Genomic DNA, 16,862 nt, shown 5'->3' with positions numbered 1-16,862 from the left:
TTGGAAATAAACGGAGATGTTTATATTTTCCCATTTAGGGGGACTAGGGGGTAAAATCGCATTCTGGATTCTAGCAGCTGTTACAATTTCCTTTGCAAAGGCATGAACTTAACTTCAGAATCCCTGAATAAATTTTCCCCGTATAAGGATAACAATATGACAAATATGAAAAAGCCCCAAGGAGCCAATTTGGTAATAGACTGTAATACATTCATAGCGACCAATATGTCATGACCGTTGAATACCAGTAAAAAAACGCTGCCCAAAGCCAATATCCACGCCTTCGGTTTTCCTGCTGCAATCTCCCCCCAGGAAATCAACACTTGCAAAATCAAAGACGGCAACGTCACCCATCCAAATGTAATCAAAGCCAATGAAAAAGGAATCACATCTAAAAATGCCAAGTGTTATAAAAAAGAAACCAAGCCCCGCAAAAGTTTGATTTCTATTTGTCATTATCATATAATTGGAAACCAAATCGGAATAGACGGGAGTCTCGCTGAACCCTATAGGAAAATTCCGTTCGGATAAAAATAAAACTGTCTGGCAACAAGCTGATTTCCCGAGTAAAGACCAAGCATCCGAACTCCTCCTCTTAAAAAAAGAGAAGGTGATTCGATTTCTCGGAGTTCTTCCCATTTACGCCTCGCCACAAGTATTTTGTTATGTGGTTGTGTAATGGATAAATAAGGAATCCGATAAGGCAGATAAGACTTTGATGCATTTTCCTCCGATACGGAAAAACGATCGATCTCATCCATTTCCAACCAACGCATTTCCCAACCGAAACGCCAATCTTCAATGATTTTTGTTTTCGCAAAAGGATTGCAGGAAAAGAAAACAAAAATAAATCCGAGATAGGTTAGGTTCTTTTTAGAGAATATTATAAAGTCCATGTAGTCTTCCCTTTCATTCCTCCGGAGTGAGATGATCATTCTGAATCGAGTCCGCAGATTCTTTGTTTTTTGAATCCGTCAGCTTTGACTTTTTTGTTTTGCGCAGTTTATCTTTTTTCCGCTTAATTATTTTCAGGCGTTCCGCTTGCTTGGAAGACTTTTCAGGATGATTTAAAATTTCAATTTTTTCGCACAGTAGAACTCTCGCCTTATAACGGTTCAGTCCTTGGGTACGATATACGGAACATTTCACATCCATTCCCGTCGGTTTATGTAATAAATAAACTGCGGTTGAAACTTTATTTACATTCTGCCCGCCTTTACCGCCGGACCTGATAAAGGATTCTTCCAAATCCGATTCGAGCAAATTCAAACCGGACATTCTTTTCCTCAAGGATTCGTTTTTTTCAACAGATACGGGAAAAGACAGGGGCATGCGAGTATGATTTCAAAAACAGGGATTGACAATAAATTTTTGACAATCCCTTATGCTTATGCTTGAGGAGACATGGATTCGATGGCAAGAATACGACGACGCAAATCAGATGCGCCTTCATAATTCTCGATTTGAATCGCGTTGAATTTTTGGATGTAAAGACTCACCAGTTCATCTCCTAACTTTCCGGGAAACGCCAGAGCTTTCTGAAAATTGTCGATGTCCAGTTGAGGATGATGATTTTGAAAGTAATCCACAATACGATCCATCTTCAAACGGGTTGCTTCTTTTGCGATCCCAGAAGAACTTCTGAACTCTAGAGACAAATTGGCAAGAGTTTCCAAAGGTTGGTTGAAGCCTTCCAATTTCTCCGTCCCGCCTGTTGCCTGTTTTTTTTCTTTGGCTTTGCAGTATTCAACATAACGCATAACCATCGAATTGAACTGTTCCATTCTTTCTTGGATGTATTGGTTGGACTGATCTTTATTGTCCGGCATTTGAAAGTCAGGCAATTGGACCACATCATAAAGATGTATGTTCTCAGTTAGAATTTTCAACAATTCCTCTTTGGAAGAAAGTGCCACAGGAGGAAAAGTCACAACCGGGTAATTGTCTCCGATTTTTAGAAAACTCACAACCACGTTGGAGGCAATGATTTTGCCTCCCGGAGCGATCGGATTTTCTCCAAACACATGGCAATAGGCAATCAGGTTGCCAGTCGGATTCGGTTTTGAGCCTCTTTCAAAATTCATAATGATTCCTTATTTAGACTGTCAAAACCACTCCAGGGAACAAGTGATTTTTAATCTTCCCAGAGGGCTAATTGACTTTCCAGATTCTTCACTATGGTAGAATAAGACTCAATTAATGCTTTATTTCCATCTCCCAAAACAGCTGGAATTCCGGATTCCCCAGATTTCATTACCTCTACGGTAAGAGGAACCTGACCCAACTGAGGAACGGATAATTGGGTTGCCAATTTTCCTCCTCCTCCTTTGGAAAATAAGTCTGTTACATGACCGCAAGAAGGACAAGCAAACCCGGACATATTTTCAACGATTCCGAGTATCGGAACCTTCACCTGCTTGAACATCGCCGCGGCTCTTCCTGCATCAAGCACTGCCACTTCCTGAGGCGTAGTCACGATGATCGCCCCGTCCAAATCAATGAGTTGGGCAAGGGATAATTGAACGTCTCCCGTACCGGGAGGCAAGTCTATCAAGAGATAGTCCAATTCTCCCCAAACAACATCGTATAAGAACTGTTCAATGGCTTTGCCAAGCATGGGTCCCCGCCAAACAACCGGTTGATCATCCGCAACAAGGAAGGCAAAAGAAATCAGTTTCAATCCGTGTTTTTCCAAAGGATAAATTTTGTCTTCTTCCGATTTTAAAGCAACACGACCGTTTACCCCGAACATTTTTCCAAGGGATGGACCGTAGATATCCGCATCCAAAATCCCCACCTTCTTTCCTGATTTGAGTAGTGCTGCGGCAAGATTTGCGGTTACAGTAGACTTACCTACCCCGCCTTTTCCGGAACCTATAGCGATGACTTTTTTGACACCGAAGATTCTGTTTCCGTCTTCCATCTTCATGGATTGGTCCACTTCGAATTTGATTTTTACTTTTCCGATTCCTTCGATCTTGGATATAAGCTGTCTCACTTGCGCTTCCAAACCGATCTGTAACCGTCTGTCATTATTTGGTGTTTTGATCAGGATATCGATTCCCTCTTCACCATTATCCACTTTTGCAACCATTCCCAAACTAACGATATCCTTCTTGAGTTCAGGATGTTTTACTTGCATCAGTTGTCTTTGCACTGCGGAAAGATCCGCTTTTGAATTTGCCATTTGTTTTCCCTAATCCAATTAAATTGCTAACGATTAAATCACACCGTCTTCTTCATCGTAAATAAGAAGTGGGCTTTCCAAAAATTGATTTGTTTCCGTATGATAACTGAATCTTCTAAAAGCTGCCTTACCGTTCCCGTTCAGGTCTATAATATGAAATCCCGAGATATGTTTCGAATCCGACAAACGAGTACTAGATGCCGAATTTACAACGTAAAACGGAGCTTTTTCTCCGGGTCGTTTGATCCAATTCGTATGAGTATGACCATGAAGATACAAAACGGGAGGTTTCTCTTTCAAAAGGGATGCTACTTCCTTTCGGTTTACCATCTTATGGCCGTTTGATTCTTCTTGGAATTTGGGATTCCAAAGAGGGTGGTGACAAACCAATACATAGGGTTTGTTCACAAATGAATTTGTTTCGGAGATAATTTCCGGCCTTACCGATCCGTTCGCTTTTGCAATAGGAAGTGGTCGGTTGGAATCCCATCCGATCAAAGTAAATCCTCCGATTTCTTTTTTTCTCAAATAGTTTGTTTTTGAAACTTCTTCACCTAAGAAAGGCGCAAATTCTTTTTCGAATAAAAGTACAGGTTGTACGGATTCCTTCTTGTAACGATCGTGATTTCCCGGAATGATAAAAGTACGATCATCTAAGATCGGCTTCAACCATTCTTTGGCACGGGGAAACTCCGAAGGATGAGATACGTTTGTTAAATCTCCCGATATTATCAATGCATCGTATTCTAATTTTTCAATAGTTTGAATTAAAGTTTCGATTAAAACAGGCGGATACTTTTTTTGCCTGCGAACGGCATAATTCAAATATCCTATGACGGATTTTCCTCTTAATGAGGAAAACGGAATCTTAGTCGGAAAATGTAGATCCGAGATATGAACAATTTTCATTCTATAATTTCAAGAACCCCTAGTATTTCCCCTTTTTTCACTACAGAACCAGCCTTAACTCTCACTTCTTTTAAAAGTCCGGCGTAAGGAGATTCCACGGGAAAGGCGGCTTTGTCCGTAACCAATTCAATCAACTCTTGCCCTTTGGAAACTTGATCACCCTGATTACATAACCATTGAATGAGTTCTATTTTTTCCGTATCACCTAAATCGGGAGTTTTAAGAAAAAAATCTTTATCACTCATAAACCCTCTTCTCTTGGAAAACTGGTTTACAAATACCACTTTCCCTAGTTTTTTAACATAAAAGTTCTGATGAGCCTTATGGGAAACGAGAAAATCAAATATAAGGGTCAAGAAATTCTAGAAAACCTTGATTCTATCATAGCAAGAGACCATTTTCATTTCGAATTAAAAGGTCTAACCAAATCAACCAGAGACGTTGTAAACGAAATAGTTCAAAGGATCTTAGATAAAATCGGAGCCAATCCTTTGACCTCTTTTCATTTATTCAGCGGCTTAATGGAAGTACTTCTGAATGCAGTCAAAGGTAACACTCGTTTCGTGATCTTCAAAGACGAGCTTTTATCAAAATTGCAATCATCCGGTCAGACTCCCGAACAGGAAGCGGAAGAATTATTAGATACGATTCTTGAAACGGAACCTCTACGGGATGCAATGCAACGTTATATTGTCCCGGACAAGATAAAAAAGAATGTTCAAAAGATCCTGACTTTACAGGACAAAAAAAGAACTAGAAAAATCAATCTTTCTCCGCAAGATCAGGAATTCCTGGAATTGGTTCGTGAAAAATCCAAAAAATACAATCTAAAGATCTCTATGAAGATTGAAATCAGGGAAACAGAACTTTATATTCGAATCAGAAATGATTCTCCCATTATGGGTATGGACTTATCCAGAATTCAAAAAAGCAGGCAATTGCACGCTGAGCTTGCAAAAGAAGGCAAATCAGCTGAGTTTTTTCGCCCCGATTTTTTAGATGAAAAAGAAAGCGCCGGATTCGGGATTGCAATGGTGGATGAAGGGTTTTATAACTTGGGATTGGATCCTTTGGAATGTTTCAGCATTCAAACTAGTAAACATACCACTTCCGTCTATTTAAGTTATCCGATAGAAGCATTGCAAAAAATGGAGTTCTAACTACGAATAAATTACTCTCCTGGCAAGAGTTTCTAAACGAATACAGGAAGGAGGGAGGCGTTCTTTTTGAAGATTGCCTCTCTTCTCCCGGATTTACGAAGACAGATTGGTTTCACAACTCTGTCGCGCAAATTCAAATTACAAATTCAGATCCCGATCCCGGTTTCATACGTTCCGAATTATTAAAAGCAACTCAGGCAGCCGAAAATTACTCCAAAGAAAATTTGTTTGTAACCGGTGCTATATTTTTTGAAGCAGGATATTTTTTAGAACCGAACCTACACCATCTAACAAAAGATATAGCAAACGATTCTCTCTTGCTTTATATCCAAATATTCGGTTCAAAAAAGCGGATTACCTACCAAACTCCGAATTTGCCATTACTGGAAACCGAAGGAATTGAAGAGCTTTCACAGCCTATCTCCAAAGAAACTTATCTTTCCCAAATCAAAAAAGCGCAATCCCATCTGCAAGAAGGCGACAGTTACGAACTCAATATCAGCTTTGAAACAAATTTCAAATTGATTGCAGATCCTTTTTTATTCTTTCAAAAGCTGAAAAGAAAGCAGAAAACAAAATATTCCGCCTACTATCCCATAGGTGAAGAAGTCATCTTAAGTCTTTCCCCTGAGCTTTTTTGGTCTGAAAACAATGGGAAAATCATCACCAAACCGATGAAAGGTACGGCCAAACGGGGAATCAGTTTTGAAGAAGATCTGAATCTTAAAAATCAATTGCAAACTTCCGAAAAAGAAAGAGCGGAAAATGTAATGATCACGGATCTATTTCGAAATGATTTGGGAAAAATATCAAAGATTGGAACCGTAGAAGTGACTTCGCTTTTTGAAACCGAAGCACTTGATTCGGTTTGGCAGATGACTTCCGAAATAAAATCCGAACTACTTCCCGAAATCTCCTTTTCCGAAATGGTAACAACCCTCTTCCCCTCCGGTTCGGTCAGCGGAGCGCCTAAGATACGTTCATTGGAGATCATCAAGGACATTGAAAAAAGAGAAAGAGGGATTTATACAGGTTCTTTGTTCCGTTTGGAGAACATCGAAGGCAAACAGGAATCGCTTGCCAATGTTTCCATTAGAACGGTTCACTTAAGAAAGGATAATCTCGAATACAAGGGAAGTTATTCCGTAGGAAGCGGGATAACCATATTATCCGACCCTGAAATCGAATATGAAGAATGTCTTTCCAAATTATCCTTTTTAACGAAGGAGAGTATTCCTGATTTTGAAATCTTGGAAACGATCAGATTTTTCAACGGCAGACTTCGGTTTCTGAATTTGCATTTGAATCGAATGGAAAAATCGGCTTCCCGCTTCGGATATCCGTTTGATAAAGCAAAAGCCCTGGAATCACTCGATTCTCTATCCCATGTAGCTTCGGGACTTTTGCGGGTAAGACTTCTTTTGAATGCAAAGGGAGAGTTTAAAGCGGAAACTTATGCTTATACCAGAACGGATAAGAGAAGAAAAATCACTTTAAGCTGGGGAAGAAAAAAAATTCCAAGTTCCGACCCGATTCTTTATCACAAAACAACAGTTAGAGGATTTTATTTACAATCACTCAAAGAAGCGCAGGAATTAGGCTGCGAAGACTCGATTTTGTTAGCTGAAGACGGCACAGTATCGGAAACATGCATACGAAACCTGTTTTTTCAAAAAGGGAATCGGTGGTTTACTCCAACCCTTCGTCTGGGAGGACTTGCCGGAACTCTTAGGGAAAAATTGATTTCCAAAGGTTGGGTGAAAGAGGTAGATTGTTTTCCGAAAGATCTGATTAACTCCAATTATGTGCTCGCAGGCAATTCACTCAGAGGTCTGGAACGTGTAAAGATCAGACCTTGGGAATGATTCTAACGAGTGAATAAAGATTTGAGCAAGTTTATAAAATATATCTGCTCAAATCTTTGTCTTCGATGATCCCTTTCAAAATGGACTGTACAAAGTTTCGGTTCACTTCTATTTTCTTTTTATCTTCCGCAAGATCAGGTGCTTCAAAACTGGTTTCTTCCAGCAATTTTTCCATGATCGTATTCAGACGACGAGCACCTATGTTCTCGTTTTTTTCATTCATTTCAAATGCAAGATTTGCGATTTCATGGATTCCATCTTCCGTAAAAGATAATTGAACTCCTTCCGTTGCAAGTAAAGCTTCGTATTGTTTGGTGAGAGAAGACTTCGGTGTCGAAAGAATTTTAACAAAATCCTCCCTGGACAATGTATCCAACTCCACTCGAATCGGAAAACGTCCCTGCAATTCAGGAATCAAATCGGAAGGTTTGGACATATGAAATGCCCCGGCCGCGATAAACAAAATATGATCCGTTCTTAACGGACCAATCTTTGTCGATACTGTAGATCCTTCCACAATAGGAAGAAGATCCCTTTGCACACCTTCCCGGGATACATCCGCACCTTGTCTTCCTTCCCTTCCTGCGATCTTGTCGATTTCATCCAGAAAGATAATTCCCATTTCCTCGGCTCTACGAACTGCTTCCGATTGCATTTTTTCCAAATCTATCAATTTTTCAGCTTCGGATTCGCTGACCAGTTTTTTTGCCTCGGTGATTTTGATCTTTCGTTTGCCCTGTTTTTTAGGCATCAGATCACCCAGAATATTTTGAAGTTGGTTATCCATCTCCTCCATATTCCCAGCACCAAACACTTGCAACATGGGAATTCCGGCAGGTGCCGAAGATTTGGGAATATCAATTTCAATTTCCTGGTCGTCAAGCTTTCCCGCTCGGAGTTTTTCCCTGAACTTTTCGCGAGACTGCTTGTAACTTGCGAAACGTTCTTTTTCTTCCAAGGTAAGCTCTTCTTCTTTTTTATAAAAAATAGGAGGAAGGATGATATCAAGAATGGTTTCTTCCGCTTTTTCGAATGCTCTTTCCTTCACCTTTTCTCTAAATTCATTTTTAACCAAATTGAGAGAGATTGTGGCTAAATCACGAATCATTGATTCCACATCACGACCTACATATCCGACTTCCGTATACTTGGTAGCTTCGATTTTTAAAAAGGGAGCGCCACATAACTTTGACAGACGGCGAGCTATTTCGGTTTTCCCTACCCCTGTCGGTCCGATCATAATAATATTTTTAGGATAAACTTCTTCCCTTAATTCTTCGGGAAGTTTTCTGCGCCGGGACCGATTGCGAAGTGCTACAGCAACCGCTCTTTTTGCTTTCGATTGCCCTACGATGTATTCATCCAAACGAGTCACGATTTCCTTTGGTGTTAAATCAAAATTAAAACTTTCCTCTTCGGGATTAGGAACGACTTCTGCTAAAATTTCTTTCGGTTCCATTATTCTCCTATAACTCTTCGAGCACCAAATTATGGTTAGTATAAATACAAATATCAGCGGTGATTTTCATTGCTTTTTGAATGATCTCCGTCGGGCTAAAAGAAGTATTTTCGGATAATGCGCGTGCGGCGGACAGTGCATAATTTCCACCAGAACCGATAGCGAGCACTCCGTCATCGGGAGAAATCACATCTCCAGTTCCTGAGATCAAAAAGGATTCGGTGGCGTCACATACGATCAGCAAGGCTTCCAAACGGCGAAGCATACGATCCATCCTCCATTCCCGAGCAAGCTCCACCGCAGCACGGGAAACGGAGCCGCCATGTTCTCCCAGTTTTTTTTCAAATAACTCGAATAAGGTGAACGCATCCGCTGCAGATCCGGCAAAGCCCGCGAGCACTTTTCCACCATGCAGCCTCCGCACTTTGCGTGCAGTATGTTTCATTACGGTTTGGCCCATTGAAACCTGGCCGTCTCCGCCCATGGCTACTTTTCCGTCTTTTCGGACACTCAATATCGTGGTCGCATGTATGGCTTCCATATAAGGATATAATCTTTAAGTGACGGAGATTGTCGAGGAAAATGGATTCGGATTCTTTCTAGATATCTATGAGAATTTTCTTTTTCTTGCCCGTCCCCCCTTGGAGAATTTGCACCTTGGAGGGAGAAGTGCCCAGTTCATCCGCGATCCTTTGAATCAGTTCCTCGTTGGCTTTGCCTTCCACCGGCAAGGATTTGATGCGAACGACCCATTCCGTTTCGGTGAGTTTTTCGATTCCCGGTTTTTTGGAATTCGGCTTTGCGTGAATGGATAGGATCATGGAATATAAAAATTGCGATAGTTAGTCGGTGAGGGTAAGTAAGGAAGTGGTTGTAACGAACCGTCTGGATCGAAGGTATACCATCCCCGCCCCTCCCTCGCGCCAATAGAAGCAAGAAGTATCTAAAGGATCATCAGCAAGGCTGATCTCCTGGGTGGGGAAAACCACAAAGCCAACCAATGACTTCCCTTTACCATTGTTCGGAACAAAAAACAAATTCTTTCCCGAATTTGGATCATTTTTAGAAAATAAGTTCGCCTTTTTACTTCTTTTTGATCAAAATGATTTGGTTGCCCACTTCGAACGACTCATCCAGAAAATAATAATCGGTGAGTTGTTTGATCAGAAATAATCCGATCCCGGATTCCCTATAATCACTTAGATCGGAACTTTTCAAATCCCGGGGTTTTGTTTTGATTCCGTAGTCCCGGATCTTGACCTGAACCTTCTCCTTTTCAAACAAAAAATCGATAAAAATCGGTTTGTCCGTATGACCGGCATACGCATGTTTAATGACATTGCTGATGGCTTCGCCGAGAATCAATTTCAAATCCACAGCTTCGTAAAGTGTGAAACCATGATCCAGGGCAAGATTAAAAAAATAATTACGCGTATGGGAGATGTATCTGGGATGAGAAGGAATCTGTAAGCGGACTAATTTTCCGTAGTCCGCCTTTTTAGGAGAATTGGGAGTCATCAACCACGCGGATGAAACTTCTTATGGACTTCCTTAAGAGTTTTATTCGCCATATGAGTGTAGATCTGAGTTGTAGAAATATCAATATGACCGAGAAGCTCTTGCACAGATTTCAAATCTGCATGGTTTTCCAAAAGATGAGTTGCAAAAGAATGTCTGAGAGTATGCGGAGTGACTTTCTTTTTGATCTTTGTTCTTTTGATATAATGGTTTAAAAGTCTCCAAACCGACTTACGATTGATATACGATCCTTTTTTGGATACAAATACAAATTCGCAAACACGTTTTTTCAAAATTTCAGGACGGCTCTCTACCAGATATTTTTTCAAAATCTCCAAAGATTTTTCGCCGAAAGGAACAAGTCTTTGTCTTCCGCCTTTTCCTTCCACAGTGATCGCCATATTGTCCATATCGATATCGCCTATACGAAGGTTACACGCTTCCGAAATACGAAGTCCCGAAGAATACAAAAGTTCAAAAATACACTTGTCTCTTAATTCGTAAAGGTTGTCTTCCTTTATGTTTCTGAAAAGTTCATCAATCTCTGCTTGTGTGAGATAATCGGGAATGGTTCTTGCCACTTCCGGAGTTTCGATTTTCTCCGTAGGGTTCGAATCCAATCGTTTTTCATCACGTAGGTATTTATAAAACTGCCTGATAGCAACCACTTCACGTGCCAAGGTTTTAGCAGAGATTTTACGTTCTCTCTCTTCTTCCAAAAAACGCATAATATCGTTGGCCTTTACTTCTAGAAAATTGATATGTTGTTTTTCTAGAAAGATCGCAAATTTATTGAGATCATAACCGTAGGAATAGATCGAATTATCGCTTAACCCTTTTTCAACGGAAAGGTATTCTTGGAATGTTTGCAATAGCTGATTTTGAGAACTTGGCAATTTGGAACCCATTGTGACTCTCTTAAGTTACTTAAAGGGTCGGACAAAAATGCTAAAGAGACTTATTATTTTTTTTGCCACATTAGCTACTTACGAGAAAAAAGGAGAAAGGGCCATCGTTTTTATGAAATTTTTTCAAATTGCACTTATCGCTTTGTTAGTTGCTTCCTGCGTGGGAGAAGAAAAGGCCCTGTTCCAAGAAGGCAAAGCCTGGGAAGCCAAGGGAGAAAAGACAAAAGCACTTTATTTTTACGAGCAGTCCCTCCGGGAAAATCCCGATTACGAGCCAGTTCTGAAAAGAATGGGCCTGCTCCTTGCCGAGTCCCCCCGCTCTGTCGCTACATCCCTATTCTATCTGGAAAAATATTACAAAACCCATAAGGACGACCCGGAAATCCAAAGGGAGCTATTCCGCCTGCTTCTTACCACTGGGTATGAAAAAGAAGCCTTGCATATCCTGGAAGAGATGCGTTTTGAGGGGAAAAAAGAGACCGTGGATTTTTTTGAATCCACCTACCTTTGTTTGACAAGAAACTACAAACAAAAAGATTATCTTAAGCTCCTGGAGATAAGCCCTCTTGCCGGGGATCCTTATTATGCTCCTTGGGTGCGAGCCTGCGAAGCCAAAATCTGAGATTTTTTTCCGATTTACAGTTTACGGTTTAAGCGTCTAAGAATTAGAATCATTTTAAATTGGAGAAAAACATGGCATATAAAGTCGTTATTATAGGATCGGGACCGGCAGGACACACTGCTGCTATTTACGCGGCGAGAGCCAATCTGAGTCCAGTTATGTATGAAGGCTTTATGGCAGGCGGGGTGGCCGCAGGCGGACAATTGACCACAACAACGGAAGTTGAAAATTTCCCTGGTTTCCCCGAGGGAATCGACGGAACCGAACTCACTGAGCTTTTCCGAAAACAATCCACAAAATATGGAACCACAATTCACACACAAACCATCACCAAAGTGGATTTTTCCAAACGCCCTTTTGTGATCTGGTCTGATGATGAAAAAATCGAAGCGGAATCCATCATCATCGCAACAGGTGCCACTGCCAAACGTATGCATGTAAAAGGCGAAGATCTATTTTGGCAAAGAGGAATCTCTGCCTGCGCTGTCTGTGACGGAGCACTTCCGATCTACCGAGGCAAAGAACTTGCCGTGATCGGCGGGGGAGACTCGGCGGTAGAAGAAGCAAACCACCTTACCAAATTTGCCTCCAAGGTTTATTTGGTTCATAGAAGAGATCAGCTTCGTGCTTCGCAAATCATGCAACAGCGTGCCATTTCCCATCCTAAAATTGAAATACTTTGGAACAAAACCATTGTAGAAGCCAAGGGAGCGAACAATGGCTTAACAGCCATTACACTGGAAGACACTGTCAACAAGGCAGTGACTGATTTGCAAGTGGGCGGACTTTTTTATGCTATTGGCCATGTTCCTAATACTCAAATTTTCCAAGGTCAATTGAACTTGGATGAGACGGGATATATCATCACAAAACCGGGAACAACCAGGACCAATATCGAAGGTGTGTTTGCTGCGGGAGATGTACAGGACAAAACCTACAGACAGGCGATCACTGCGGCAGGTAGCGGTTGTATGGCGGCACTCGAAGCGGAGAAATGGCTGGAAGGCCACTAAGAACTGACAATCATAAACTAAACCAAAACACCGATTGAAATCGAAAAGGTTAGAGAAAGGATGACAGTTTCATCATCCAACTCTAACCTTTTTTTATTTTTTGATCTGTTTTCCCGCAGAATCGAAATATCCTTTTTGGTCTTTTTTCCAAAACATAACAGATGTTCCATCCGAAGAAACCACCCTTCTTTTTCCATCTTCCCACTCAATGACAGACCAACCGTCTTTTTTGAAAACAGTTTGATTGCCCGGAAAGTAAGTCGCCTCCCAAGTTTTTCCCTGCCATTTATAGATTCCGGATTTCCATAGGAAAAAAGTGGATTCCCCCGGACCGTCGAAGTCCCCTTCTATTTTTTTAAAAAACGGTTCCACGGAAGCAAGGAAGGTCTCCCGAACGGAAGGGATTTCCTCATAATTTTGAATGTCAAAGGGAGACGCGGGCAAAGAAAAACCTTTTTCGAGAAAGTTCTGAAAGGCTTTTACATTCACAGGCGCCATCACCGTATAACCTTGCAGCGTTTTCTTTTTAGAATCGGAGAATAAAACTGATTTTTTGGATTGAAAGTCGGCTACCGCAAGGGAAATAAATTGATCTGCCGAGACTCCTGTTGCCTTCTCCAAAGCGAGAGCGGAATCCGTTCCCAAACAAGTATCCTTATTGTAGTTAACTACCGTTTTGCTGCCGTAACTTTTATGCATATACTCGACCATATAAGCGCCGAGTGAATAAGGAAGCAAGTCCTGGTATCCATGTTTCAACAAAGCCGCATAGCTGGAAGGAATTTTGCCTGCTTGGATTTTTTTGTCCAACTCCTCGTAGATATAATATTTTTTTGAAATAGAAAATTGACCGGCAATGTAATTGGCAATCCCTTCATCAAACCAAGGATCAGGGAGATTTTCTTTCGGTAAATTTGCCAAGCCGGACTTATAAGAAAGACAAGTCATTTGTTCCAAGTTGTGAATTGTTTCGTGATAAAAGGTTCCCAGAAAGGCTCTTTTCTTAGCATCCTCATCCAAAACGGAATTTCCGGTAGGTTTTATCTGCTTTTCTCCACAACACAGAGTGATTGAGTTTTGACCGCCAAACCCTCCTTCTTCGGAGCCGCCCGGCAATTCCTTACCTTGGTACGCGGACATCTCCCCGTTTTTATCAAATAACAAGACAGGCACCTGACCTATATTTTCCATATCGAATTCTTTTTTAGCAAAAGCGAAAAATTCATCAGCGGGAAAATTCTCTTTTAACGCCTGTAAGTATAAATCCCAATCTGAAGAATGATAAAAACTGTATTTGGAAACTTGAAAACGACCCGGTTTTGTTTTGGAAGGATCAATCAATTGCCAGTTTAAGGCAGGCGATGCGTTATTTTTTTGAAATACCCAGGCGAATTCTTTTCTATGAGGAACCCAATCCCGTATCAACTTGGAGCCGTCTTTCCAGTCCAATTGGATTTTCGGTAAACAACCGCTACACGAACCAAATACTCCGAAGGAAGTAAAATTAGGACCGTCCGGCGTCTCCAATTTCCAAGTTCCGTTTTCCCATTCCGTAAGTATGCTTCCGTCGGATCTAGTCCATCTGTAATTGTCTTTTTTCCAAAGATAAACTTCACCTCCGTCCGGTCCCGAATAGAAGGAAGGAGTGTTGACAGGAAACTTTAAACGTAACTCACCAATCTGAGGTATAGGAACACCGGAAATATCTTCAAAGCGGTTGGGAGCGGTAATTCCCCATTTGTAGCGGGTGATATCGGTTCTATTTGTTCCTTGGAGATAAGGCACACGAACCCGACTCGGATCCTGTGCAAAAATAGGAAATAAATTAATGACAAAAATAAATAGTAAAATGATTTTTTTTTGAAACATACCGATCCTTTGTCCAAACGCCGATATGTTTTCGGTATTCGGACAAAAGTCAAGCAGGTTCTAAAAAGAATTTTGATTTCTATATGCGATTGCGATTTGACCGGTGCGGGAAATCTCTCTGATTCCAAATTGTTTCATAAGGGAGATCATATTTCCGACTTGTCTTGAATTTCCCGAAAATTCCAAAAGCAAAGAGTCTTCCGTAATTTCCAAAATCTTAGCACCAAACCCGTCACATACGGTGAGGGCTTCGGTTCGATTGGATTCCGTGATCGTTACTGAGATAAGTACCAACTCCCTTTGGACGGAACTAGCATAAGCCATGTCCTGAACTTTCAAAACGTCAGGAAGTTTCAATAACTGGTTTTTTACCTGGCCTACGATGAAATCATCCCCGTTTAACACAATCGTCATCGAAGAAATCTCGGGATTGTCGGTAACACCTACCGCAATCGAATCGATATTATAAGCTCTTCTTGTGAAAAGACCCGAAACATGGCTCATCACTCCATGATGATTGTTCACTAAAATGCTGAGTGTATATTTCATTTCTTTAACTTTGCCAAGTCCTTAAATTCAAGTAGATCCTTTTGTGATTTTCCGGCAGGGATCATCGGAAAAACTTTTTCTTCCGCAGGAATCATCACTTCGATGAGAGCGGAACCTTCGTCATTTAGGAAAAAATCTATCCCTTTTTGAATTTCCGATTTTTTCTCAATTCGCATTCCGGGAATGTCGTATGATTCGGCAAGCTTCACAAAATTCGGGTTATACGTCCATTGAGACTCGCTGAATCTTTCTTCGTAAAACAATTCCTGCCATTGGCGGACCATTCCGAGAAAATTATTATTGAAGAGTAAAATCTTGACACCTAACTTTGATTGGGCGATAGTTGCCAGTTCCTGAATGCACATCTGGAACGATCCGTCCCCCGTAACACAGATCACAGTCTTGTCGGGATTTCCGAATTTCGCTCCGATGGCTGCAGGGAGACCGTAACCCATAGTGCCAAGTCCGCCGGAAGTAAGCCAAGTATTCGGTTCATCAAATAAATAGTATTGTGCCGCCCACATTTGGTGTTGGCCTACATCCGTGGAAACAATCGCTTTTCCGTTTGTTTTTTCATAAACCCGTTTCAGAAAATCCTGAGGTTTGATCACATCAGTGGAATTATCAAAATCCAAAGGATGATCATTTTTCAATTGTGCAATTTTGCCGATCCACTCGGATCTGTCCGTTGTTTTGATATAAGGTAAAATTTCACGAACTGCATCTTTCAAATCCCCGTGAAGTACATGATCGACATTCACCCGTTTATTGAATTCGGCTGCATCTATATCAATATGAGCTCGGATTGCATTCGGAGCAAAATCATATTTTTTTGCAACCCTGTCATCAAACCTGGCACCCAAGTTCAGAATATAATCGCATTCGAGGACCGCCTTATTTGCGTAAGCCGTTCCGTGCATCCCGAGCATTCCAACGCTGAGAGGATGAGTGGCAGGGAAAGCCCCTATCCCCATAAGTGTTGTTGTAACGGGGGCATTTGCTTTTTCCGCAAGTGCCTTGATCTCAGCCGAAGCAAAAGAATTGATCGCTCCTCCCCCTACATAAAGTAACGGTCGTTTTGCGGCATTCAGAATTTCCGCAAATTCCTTAGCATCACCTTTTACTTTTTGCCGCTCGTAATGGTGGGTTGCGATCTTAAGGGAAGGTGCTTTACGAACAGTTGTTTTTCCGGTTTGGACATCTTTCGGAAAGTCGAGTAGTACAGGACCAGGTCTTCCTCCCATCGCAATTTTCATCGCTTCTTCAAAATGACGGGCAAGATCGTCCGCAGATTTAATCAGAGCATTGTATTTTGTGATCGGAATCGTGATCCCGTAGATATCCGCCTCTTGGAAAGCGTCGGTTCCAATATCTGTTGTGGGAACTTGTCCCGTAATGGCTAAGATCGGAATGGAATCCATCTTGGCATCAGTGAGCCCTGTGATCAGGTTTGTAGCACCAGGTCCGGAAGTAGCAATGCAAACACCTAGTTTTCCGGTAGAACGTGCGTACCCTTCTGCCATATGTATGGCACCCTGCTCATGGCGGACAAGAATGTGTCGGATTTTTTTGCTATGATAGAGTTCATCGTAAAAAGGAAGGATGGCACCACCGGGATAACCAAACACAATCTCCACACCTGCCTCTTCCAAGAGTTCGACCATCAATCTGGCACCTGAGATAGCTTCGGTATTTGTAGTCATGTTTTCCCCCAATGCCATTTCTGCAAAAAAGGGCATTAAGTCAATGTTCTCTCGTTTTTAACTCGATTTTTGCTGTCCAAATTTTCAACCTAGATATTGA

The 16,862-nt window shown here is 41.4% G+C and carries 19 protein-coding genes; 4 read left to right on the top strand and 15 right to left on the bottom strand.

Going from position 1 to position 16,862, the window contains the following annotated elements:
• Nucleotides 1–80: 80 nt before the first annotated feature.
• The 7 genes from EHS11_RS06225 to EHS11_RS06195 all read right to left on the bottom strand — a co-directional run bounded on the left by EHS11_RS06225 (nucleotide 81) and on the right by EHS11_RS06195 (nucleotide 4,341).
• Nucleotides 81–404, bottom strand: a complete 324-nt coding sequence (locus EHS11_RS06225; RefSeq protein WP_135763537.1) for a hypothetical protein — start codon at nucleotides 402–404, stop codon at nucleotides 81–83.
• Nucleotides 405–506: 102 nt separating this feature from the next.
• Nucleotides 507–896, bottom strand: coding sequence for a hypothetical protein (locus EHS11_RS06220; protein WP_135763536.1), 390 nt, complete (start codon nucleotides 894–896; stop codon nucleotides 507–509).
• Between the two features lie 13 nt (nucleotides 897–909).
• Nucleotides 910–1,332, bottom strand: a complete 423-nt coding sequence (locus EHS11_RS06215) for a peptide chain release factor family protein (RefSeq protein ID WP_135763535.1) — start codon at nucleotides 1,330–1,332, stop codon at nucleotides 910–912.
• Between the two features lie 56 nt (nucleotides 1,333–1,388).
• Nucleotides 1,389–2,084 (bottom strand): hypothetical protein, encoded by a 696-nt coding sequence (locus tag EHS11_RS06210; RefSeq protein WP_135763534.1) that lies wholly within the window; start codon nucleotides 2,082–2,084, stop codon nucleotides 1,389–1,391.
• 50 nt (nucleotides 2,085–2,134) lie between these two features.
• Complete coding sequence (locus tag EHS11_RS06205; RefSeq protein ID WP_135763533.1) at nucleotides 2,135–3,187, bottom strand: Mrp/NBP35 family ATP-binding protein; 1,053 nt, start codon at nucleotides 3,185–3,187, stop codon at nucleotides 2,135–2,137.
• 33 nt (nucleotides 3,188–3,220) lie between these two features.
• The gene (locus tag EHS11_RS06200; protein ID WP_135763532.1) at nucleotides 3,221–4,096 is read right to left on the bottom strand and encodes a metallophosphoesterase family protein; all 876 of its coding nucleotides are present in this window, start codon (nucleotides 4,094–4,096) and stop codon (nucleotides 3,221–3,223) included.
• Nucleotides 4,093–4,341, bottom strand: coding sequence for a lipoyl domain-containing protein (locus tag EHS11_RS06195; RefSeq protein WP_109019116.1), 249 nt, complete (start codon nucleotides 4,339–4,341; stop codon nucleotides 4,093–4,095). The genes EHS11_RS06200 and EHS11_RS06195 overlap by 4 nt, the downstream gene beginning before the upstream one ends.
• Before the next feature lie 78 nt (nucleotides 4,342–4,419).
• Here EHS11_RS06195 and EHS11_RS06190 point away from each other — a divergent pair, with 78 nt between their 5' ends.
• Complete coding sequence (locus EHS11_RS06190; RefSeq protein WP_135763531.1) at nucleotides 4,420–5,256, top strand: hypothetical protein; 837 nt, start codon at nucleotides 4,420–4,422, stop codon at nucleotides 5,254–5,256.
• Nucleotides 5,257–5,480: 224 nt separating this feature from the next.
• Nucleotides 5,481–7,121, top strand: coding sequence for a bifunctional chorismate-binding protein/class IV aminotransferase (locus tag EHS11_RS06185; RefSeq protein ID WP_135763530.1), 1,641 nt, complete (start codon nucleotides 5,481–5,483; stop codon nucleotides 7,119–7,121).
• 31 nt (nucleotides 7,122–7,152) lie between these two features.
• On the opposite strand, the gene hslU is transcribed toward EHS11_RS06185, so the two are convergent.
• From hslU to xerD, 5 genes are all read right to left on the bottom strand, one after another.
• The gene (hslU, locus tag EHS11_RS06180) at nucleotides 7,153–8,580 is read right to left on the bottom strand and encodes an ATP-dependent protease ATPase subunit HslU (RefSeq protein WP_135763529.1); all 1,428 of its coding nucleotides are present in this window, start codon (nucleotides 8,578–8,580) and stop codon (nucleotides 7,153–7,155) included.
• 7 nt (nucleotides 8,581–8,587) lie between these two features.
• Nucleotides 8,588–9,121, bottom strand: a complete 534-nt coding sequence (gene hslV / locus EHS11_RS06175) for an ATP-dependent protease subunit HslV (RefSeq protein WP_135763528.1) — start codon at nucleotides 9,119–9,121, stop codon at nucleotides 8,588–8,590.
• A 58-nt stretch (nucleotides 9,122–9,179) separates the two neighbouring features.
• Complete coding sequence (locus EHS11_RS06170; RefSeq protein ID WP_135763527.1) at nucleotides 9,180–9,401, bottom strand: DUF167 domain-containing protein; 222 nt, start codon at nucleotides 9,399–9,401, stop codon at nucleotides 9,180–9,182.
• A gap of 262 nt (nucleotides 9,402–9,663) precedes the next feature.
• A complete protein-coding gene (locus EHS11_RS06165; protein WP_135763610.1) occupies nucleotides 9,664–10,098 on the bottom strand; it encodes an ATP-binding protein in 435 nt (144 codons plus the stop codon).
• Nucleotides 10,098–10,994, bottom strand: coding sequence for a site-specific tyrosine recombinase XerD (gene xerD / locus EHS11_RS06160; protein WP_135763609.1), 897 nt, complete (start codon nucleotides 10,992–10,994; stop codon nucleotides 10,098–10,100). The genes EHS11_RS06165 and xerD overlap by 1 nt, the downstream gene beginning before the upstream one ends.
• 124 nt (nucleotides 10,995–11,118) lie before the next feature.
• Between xerD and EHS11_RS06155 the strand changes: the two genes are divergently transcribed.
• A complete protein-coding gene (locus tag EHS11_RS06155) occupies nucleotides 11,119–11,628 on the top strand; it encodes a tetratricopeptide repeat protein (RefSeq protein WP_167884369.1) in 510 nt (169 codons plus the stop codon).
• A gap of 71 nt (nucleotides 11,629–11,699) precedes the next feature.
• Nucleotides 11,700–12,641: a thioredoxin-disulfide reductase gene (gene trxB, locus EHS11_RS06150; RefSeq protein WP_135763526.1), complete on the top strand. Its 942-nt coding sequence runs from the start codon at nucleotides 11,700–11,702 to the stop codon at nucleotides 12,639–12,641.
• A gap of 93 nt (nucleotides 12,642–12,734) precedes the next feature.
• Here the strand turns inward: trxB and EHS11_RS06145 are convergent, their stop codons facing one another.
• The 3 genes from EHS11_RS06145 to ilvB are packed head-to-tail and all read right to left on the bottom strand — an operon-like array spanning nucleotide 12,735 to nucleotide 16,762.
• Nucleotides 12,735–14,510 (bottom strand): peptidase MA family protein, encoded by a 1,776-nt coding sequence (locus EHS11_RS06145; RefSeq protein ID WP_135763525.1) that lies wholly within the window; start codon nucleotides 14,508–14,510, stop codon nucleotides 12,735–12,737.
• Between the two features lie 60 nt (nucleotides 14,511–14,570).
• Nucleotides 14,571–15,059, bottom strand: a complete 489-nt coding sequence (gene ilvN, locus EHS11_RS06140) for an acetolactate synthase small subunit (RefSeq protein ID WP_135763524.1) — start codon at nucleotides 15,057–15,059, stop codon at nucleotides 14,571–14,573.
• Nucleotides 15,056–16,762: a biosynthetic-type acetolactate synthase large subunit gene (gene ilvB, locus EHS11_RS06135; protein WP_135763523.1), complete on the bottom strand. Its 1,707-nt coding sequence runs from the start codon at nucleotides 16,760–16,762 to the stop codon at nucleotides 15,056–15,058. The genes ilvN and ilvB overlap by 4 nt, the downstream gene beginning before the upstream one ends.
• Nucleotides 16,763–16,862 lie beyond the last annotated feature (100 nt).

It is taken from the genome of Leptospira ilyithenensis, from assembly GCF_004771005.1.
In the GTDB taxonomy this organism is placed as follows: domain Bacteria; phylum Spirochaetota; class Leptospiria; order Leptospirales; family Leptospiraceae; genus Leptospira_A; species Leptospira_A ilyithenensis.
The sequence above is the reverse complement of the archived record's forward strand: the minus strand, read 5'-3'. Positions and strand labels throughout refer to the sequence as shown.

What these genes read in the sequence shown, in the direction of transcription:
- EHS11_RS06155 (WP_167884369.1), top strand. Translation starts at nt 11,119, where the DNA reads ATGAAATTTTTTCAAATTGCACTTATCGCTTTGTTAGTTGCTTCCTGC.
- EHS11_RS06190 (WP_135763531.1), top strand. Translation starts at nt 4,420, where the DNA reads ATGGGAAACGAGAAAATCAAATATAAGGGTCAAGAAATTCTAGAAAAC.
- ilvN (WP_135763524.1), bottom strand. Translation starts at nt 15,059, where the DNA reads ATGAAATATACACTCAGCATTTTAGTGAACAATCATCATGGAGTGATG.
- EHS11_RS06215 (WP_135763535.1), bottom strand. Translation starts at nt 1,332, where the DNA reads ATGCCCCTGTCTTTTCCCGTATCTGTTGAAAAAAACGAATCCTTGAGG.
- EHS11_RS06210 (WP_135763534.1), bottom strand. Translation starts at nt 2,084, where the DNA reads ATGAATTTTGAAAGAGGCTCAAAACCGAATCCGACTGGCAACCTGATT.
- EHS11_RS06195 (WP_109019116.1), bottom strand. Translation starts at nt 4,341, where the DNA reads ATGAGTGATAAAGATTTTTTTCTTAAAACTCCCGATTTAGGTGATACG.
- EHS11_RS06205 (WP_135763533.1), bottom strand. Translation starts at nt 3,187, where the DNA reads ATGGCAAATTCAAAAGCGGATCTTTCCGCAGTGCAAAGACAACTGATG.
- EHS11_RS06145 (WP_135763525.1), bottom strand. Translation starts at nt 14,510, where the DNA reads ATGTTTCAAAAAAAAATCATTTTACTATTTATTTTTGTCATTAATTTA.
- trxB (WP_135763526.1), top strand. Translation starts at nt 11,700, where the DNA reads ATGGCATATAAAGTCGTTATTATAGGATCGGGACCGGCAGGACACACT.
- EHS11_RS06200 (WP_135763532.1), bottom strand. Translation starts at nt 4,096, where the DNA reads ATGAAAATTGTTCATATCTCGGATCTACATTTTCCGACTAAGATTCCG.
- EHS11_RS06170 (WP_135763527.1), bottom strand. Translation starts at nt 9,401, where the DNA reads ATGATCCTATCCATTCACGCAAAGCCGAATTCCAAAAAACCGGGAATC.
- ilvB (WP_135763523.1), bottom strand. Translation starts at nt 16,762, where the DNA reads ATGACTACAAATACCGAAGCTATCTCAGGTGCCAGATTGATGGTCGAA.
- hslV (WP_135763528.1), bottom strand. Translation starts at nt 9,121, where the DNA reads ATGGAAGCCATACATGCGACCACGATATTGAGTGTCCGAAAAGACGGA.
- EHS11_RS06220 (WP_135763536.1), bottom strand. Translation starts at nt 896, where the DNA reads ATGGACTTTATAATATTCTCTAAAAAGAACCTAACCTATCTCGGATTT.
- EHS11_RS06165 (WP_135763610.1), bottom strand. Translation starts at nt 10,098, where the DNA reads ATGACTCCCAATTCTCCTAAAAAGGCGGACTACGGAAAATTAGTCCGC.
- hslU (WP_135763529.1), bottom strand. Translation starts at nt 8,580, where the DNA reads ATGGAACCGAAAGAAATTTTAGCAGAAGTCGTTCCTAATCCCGAAGAG.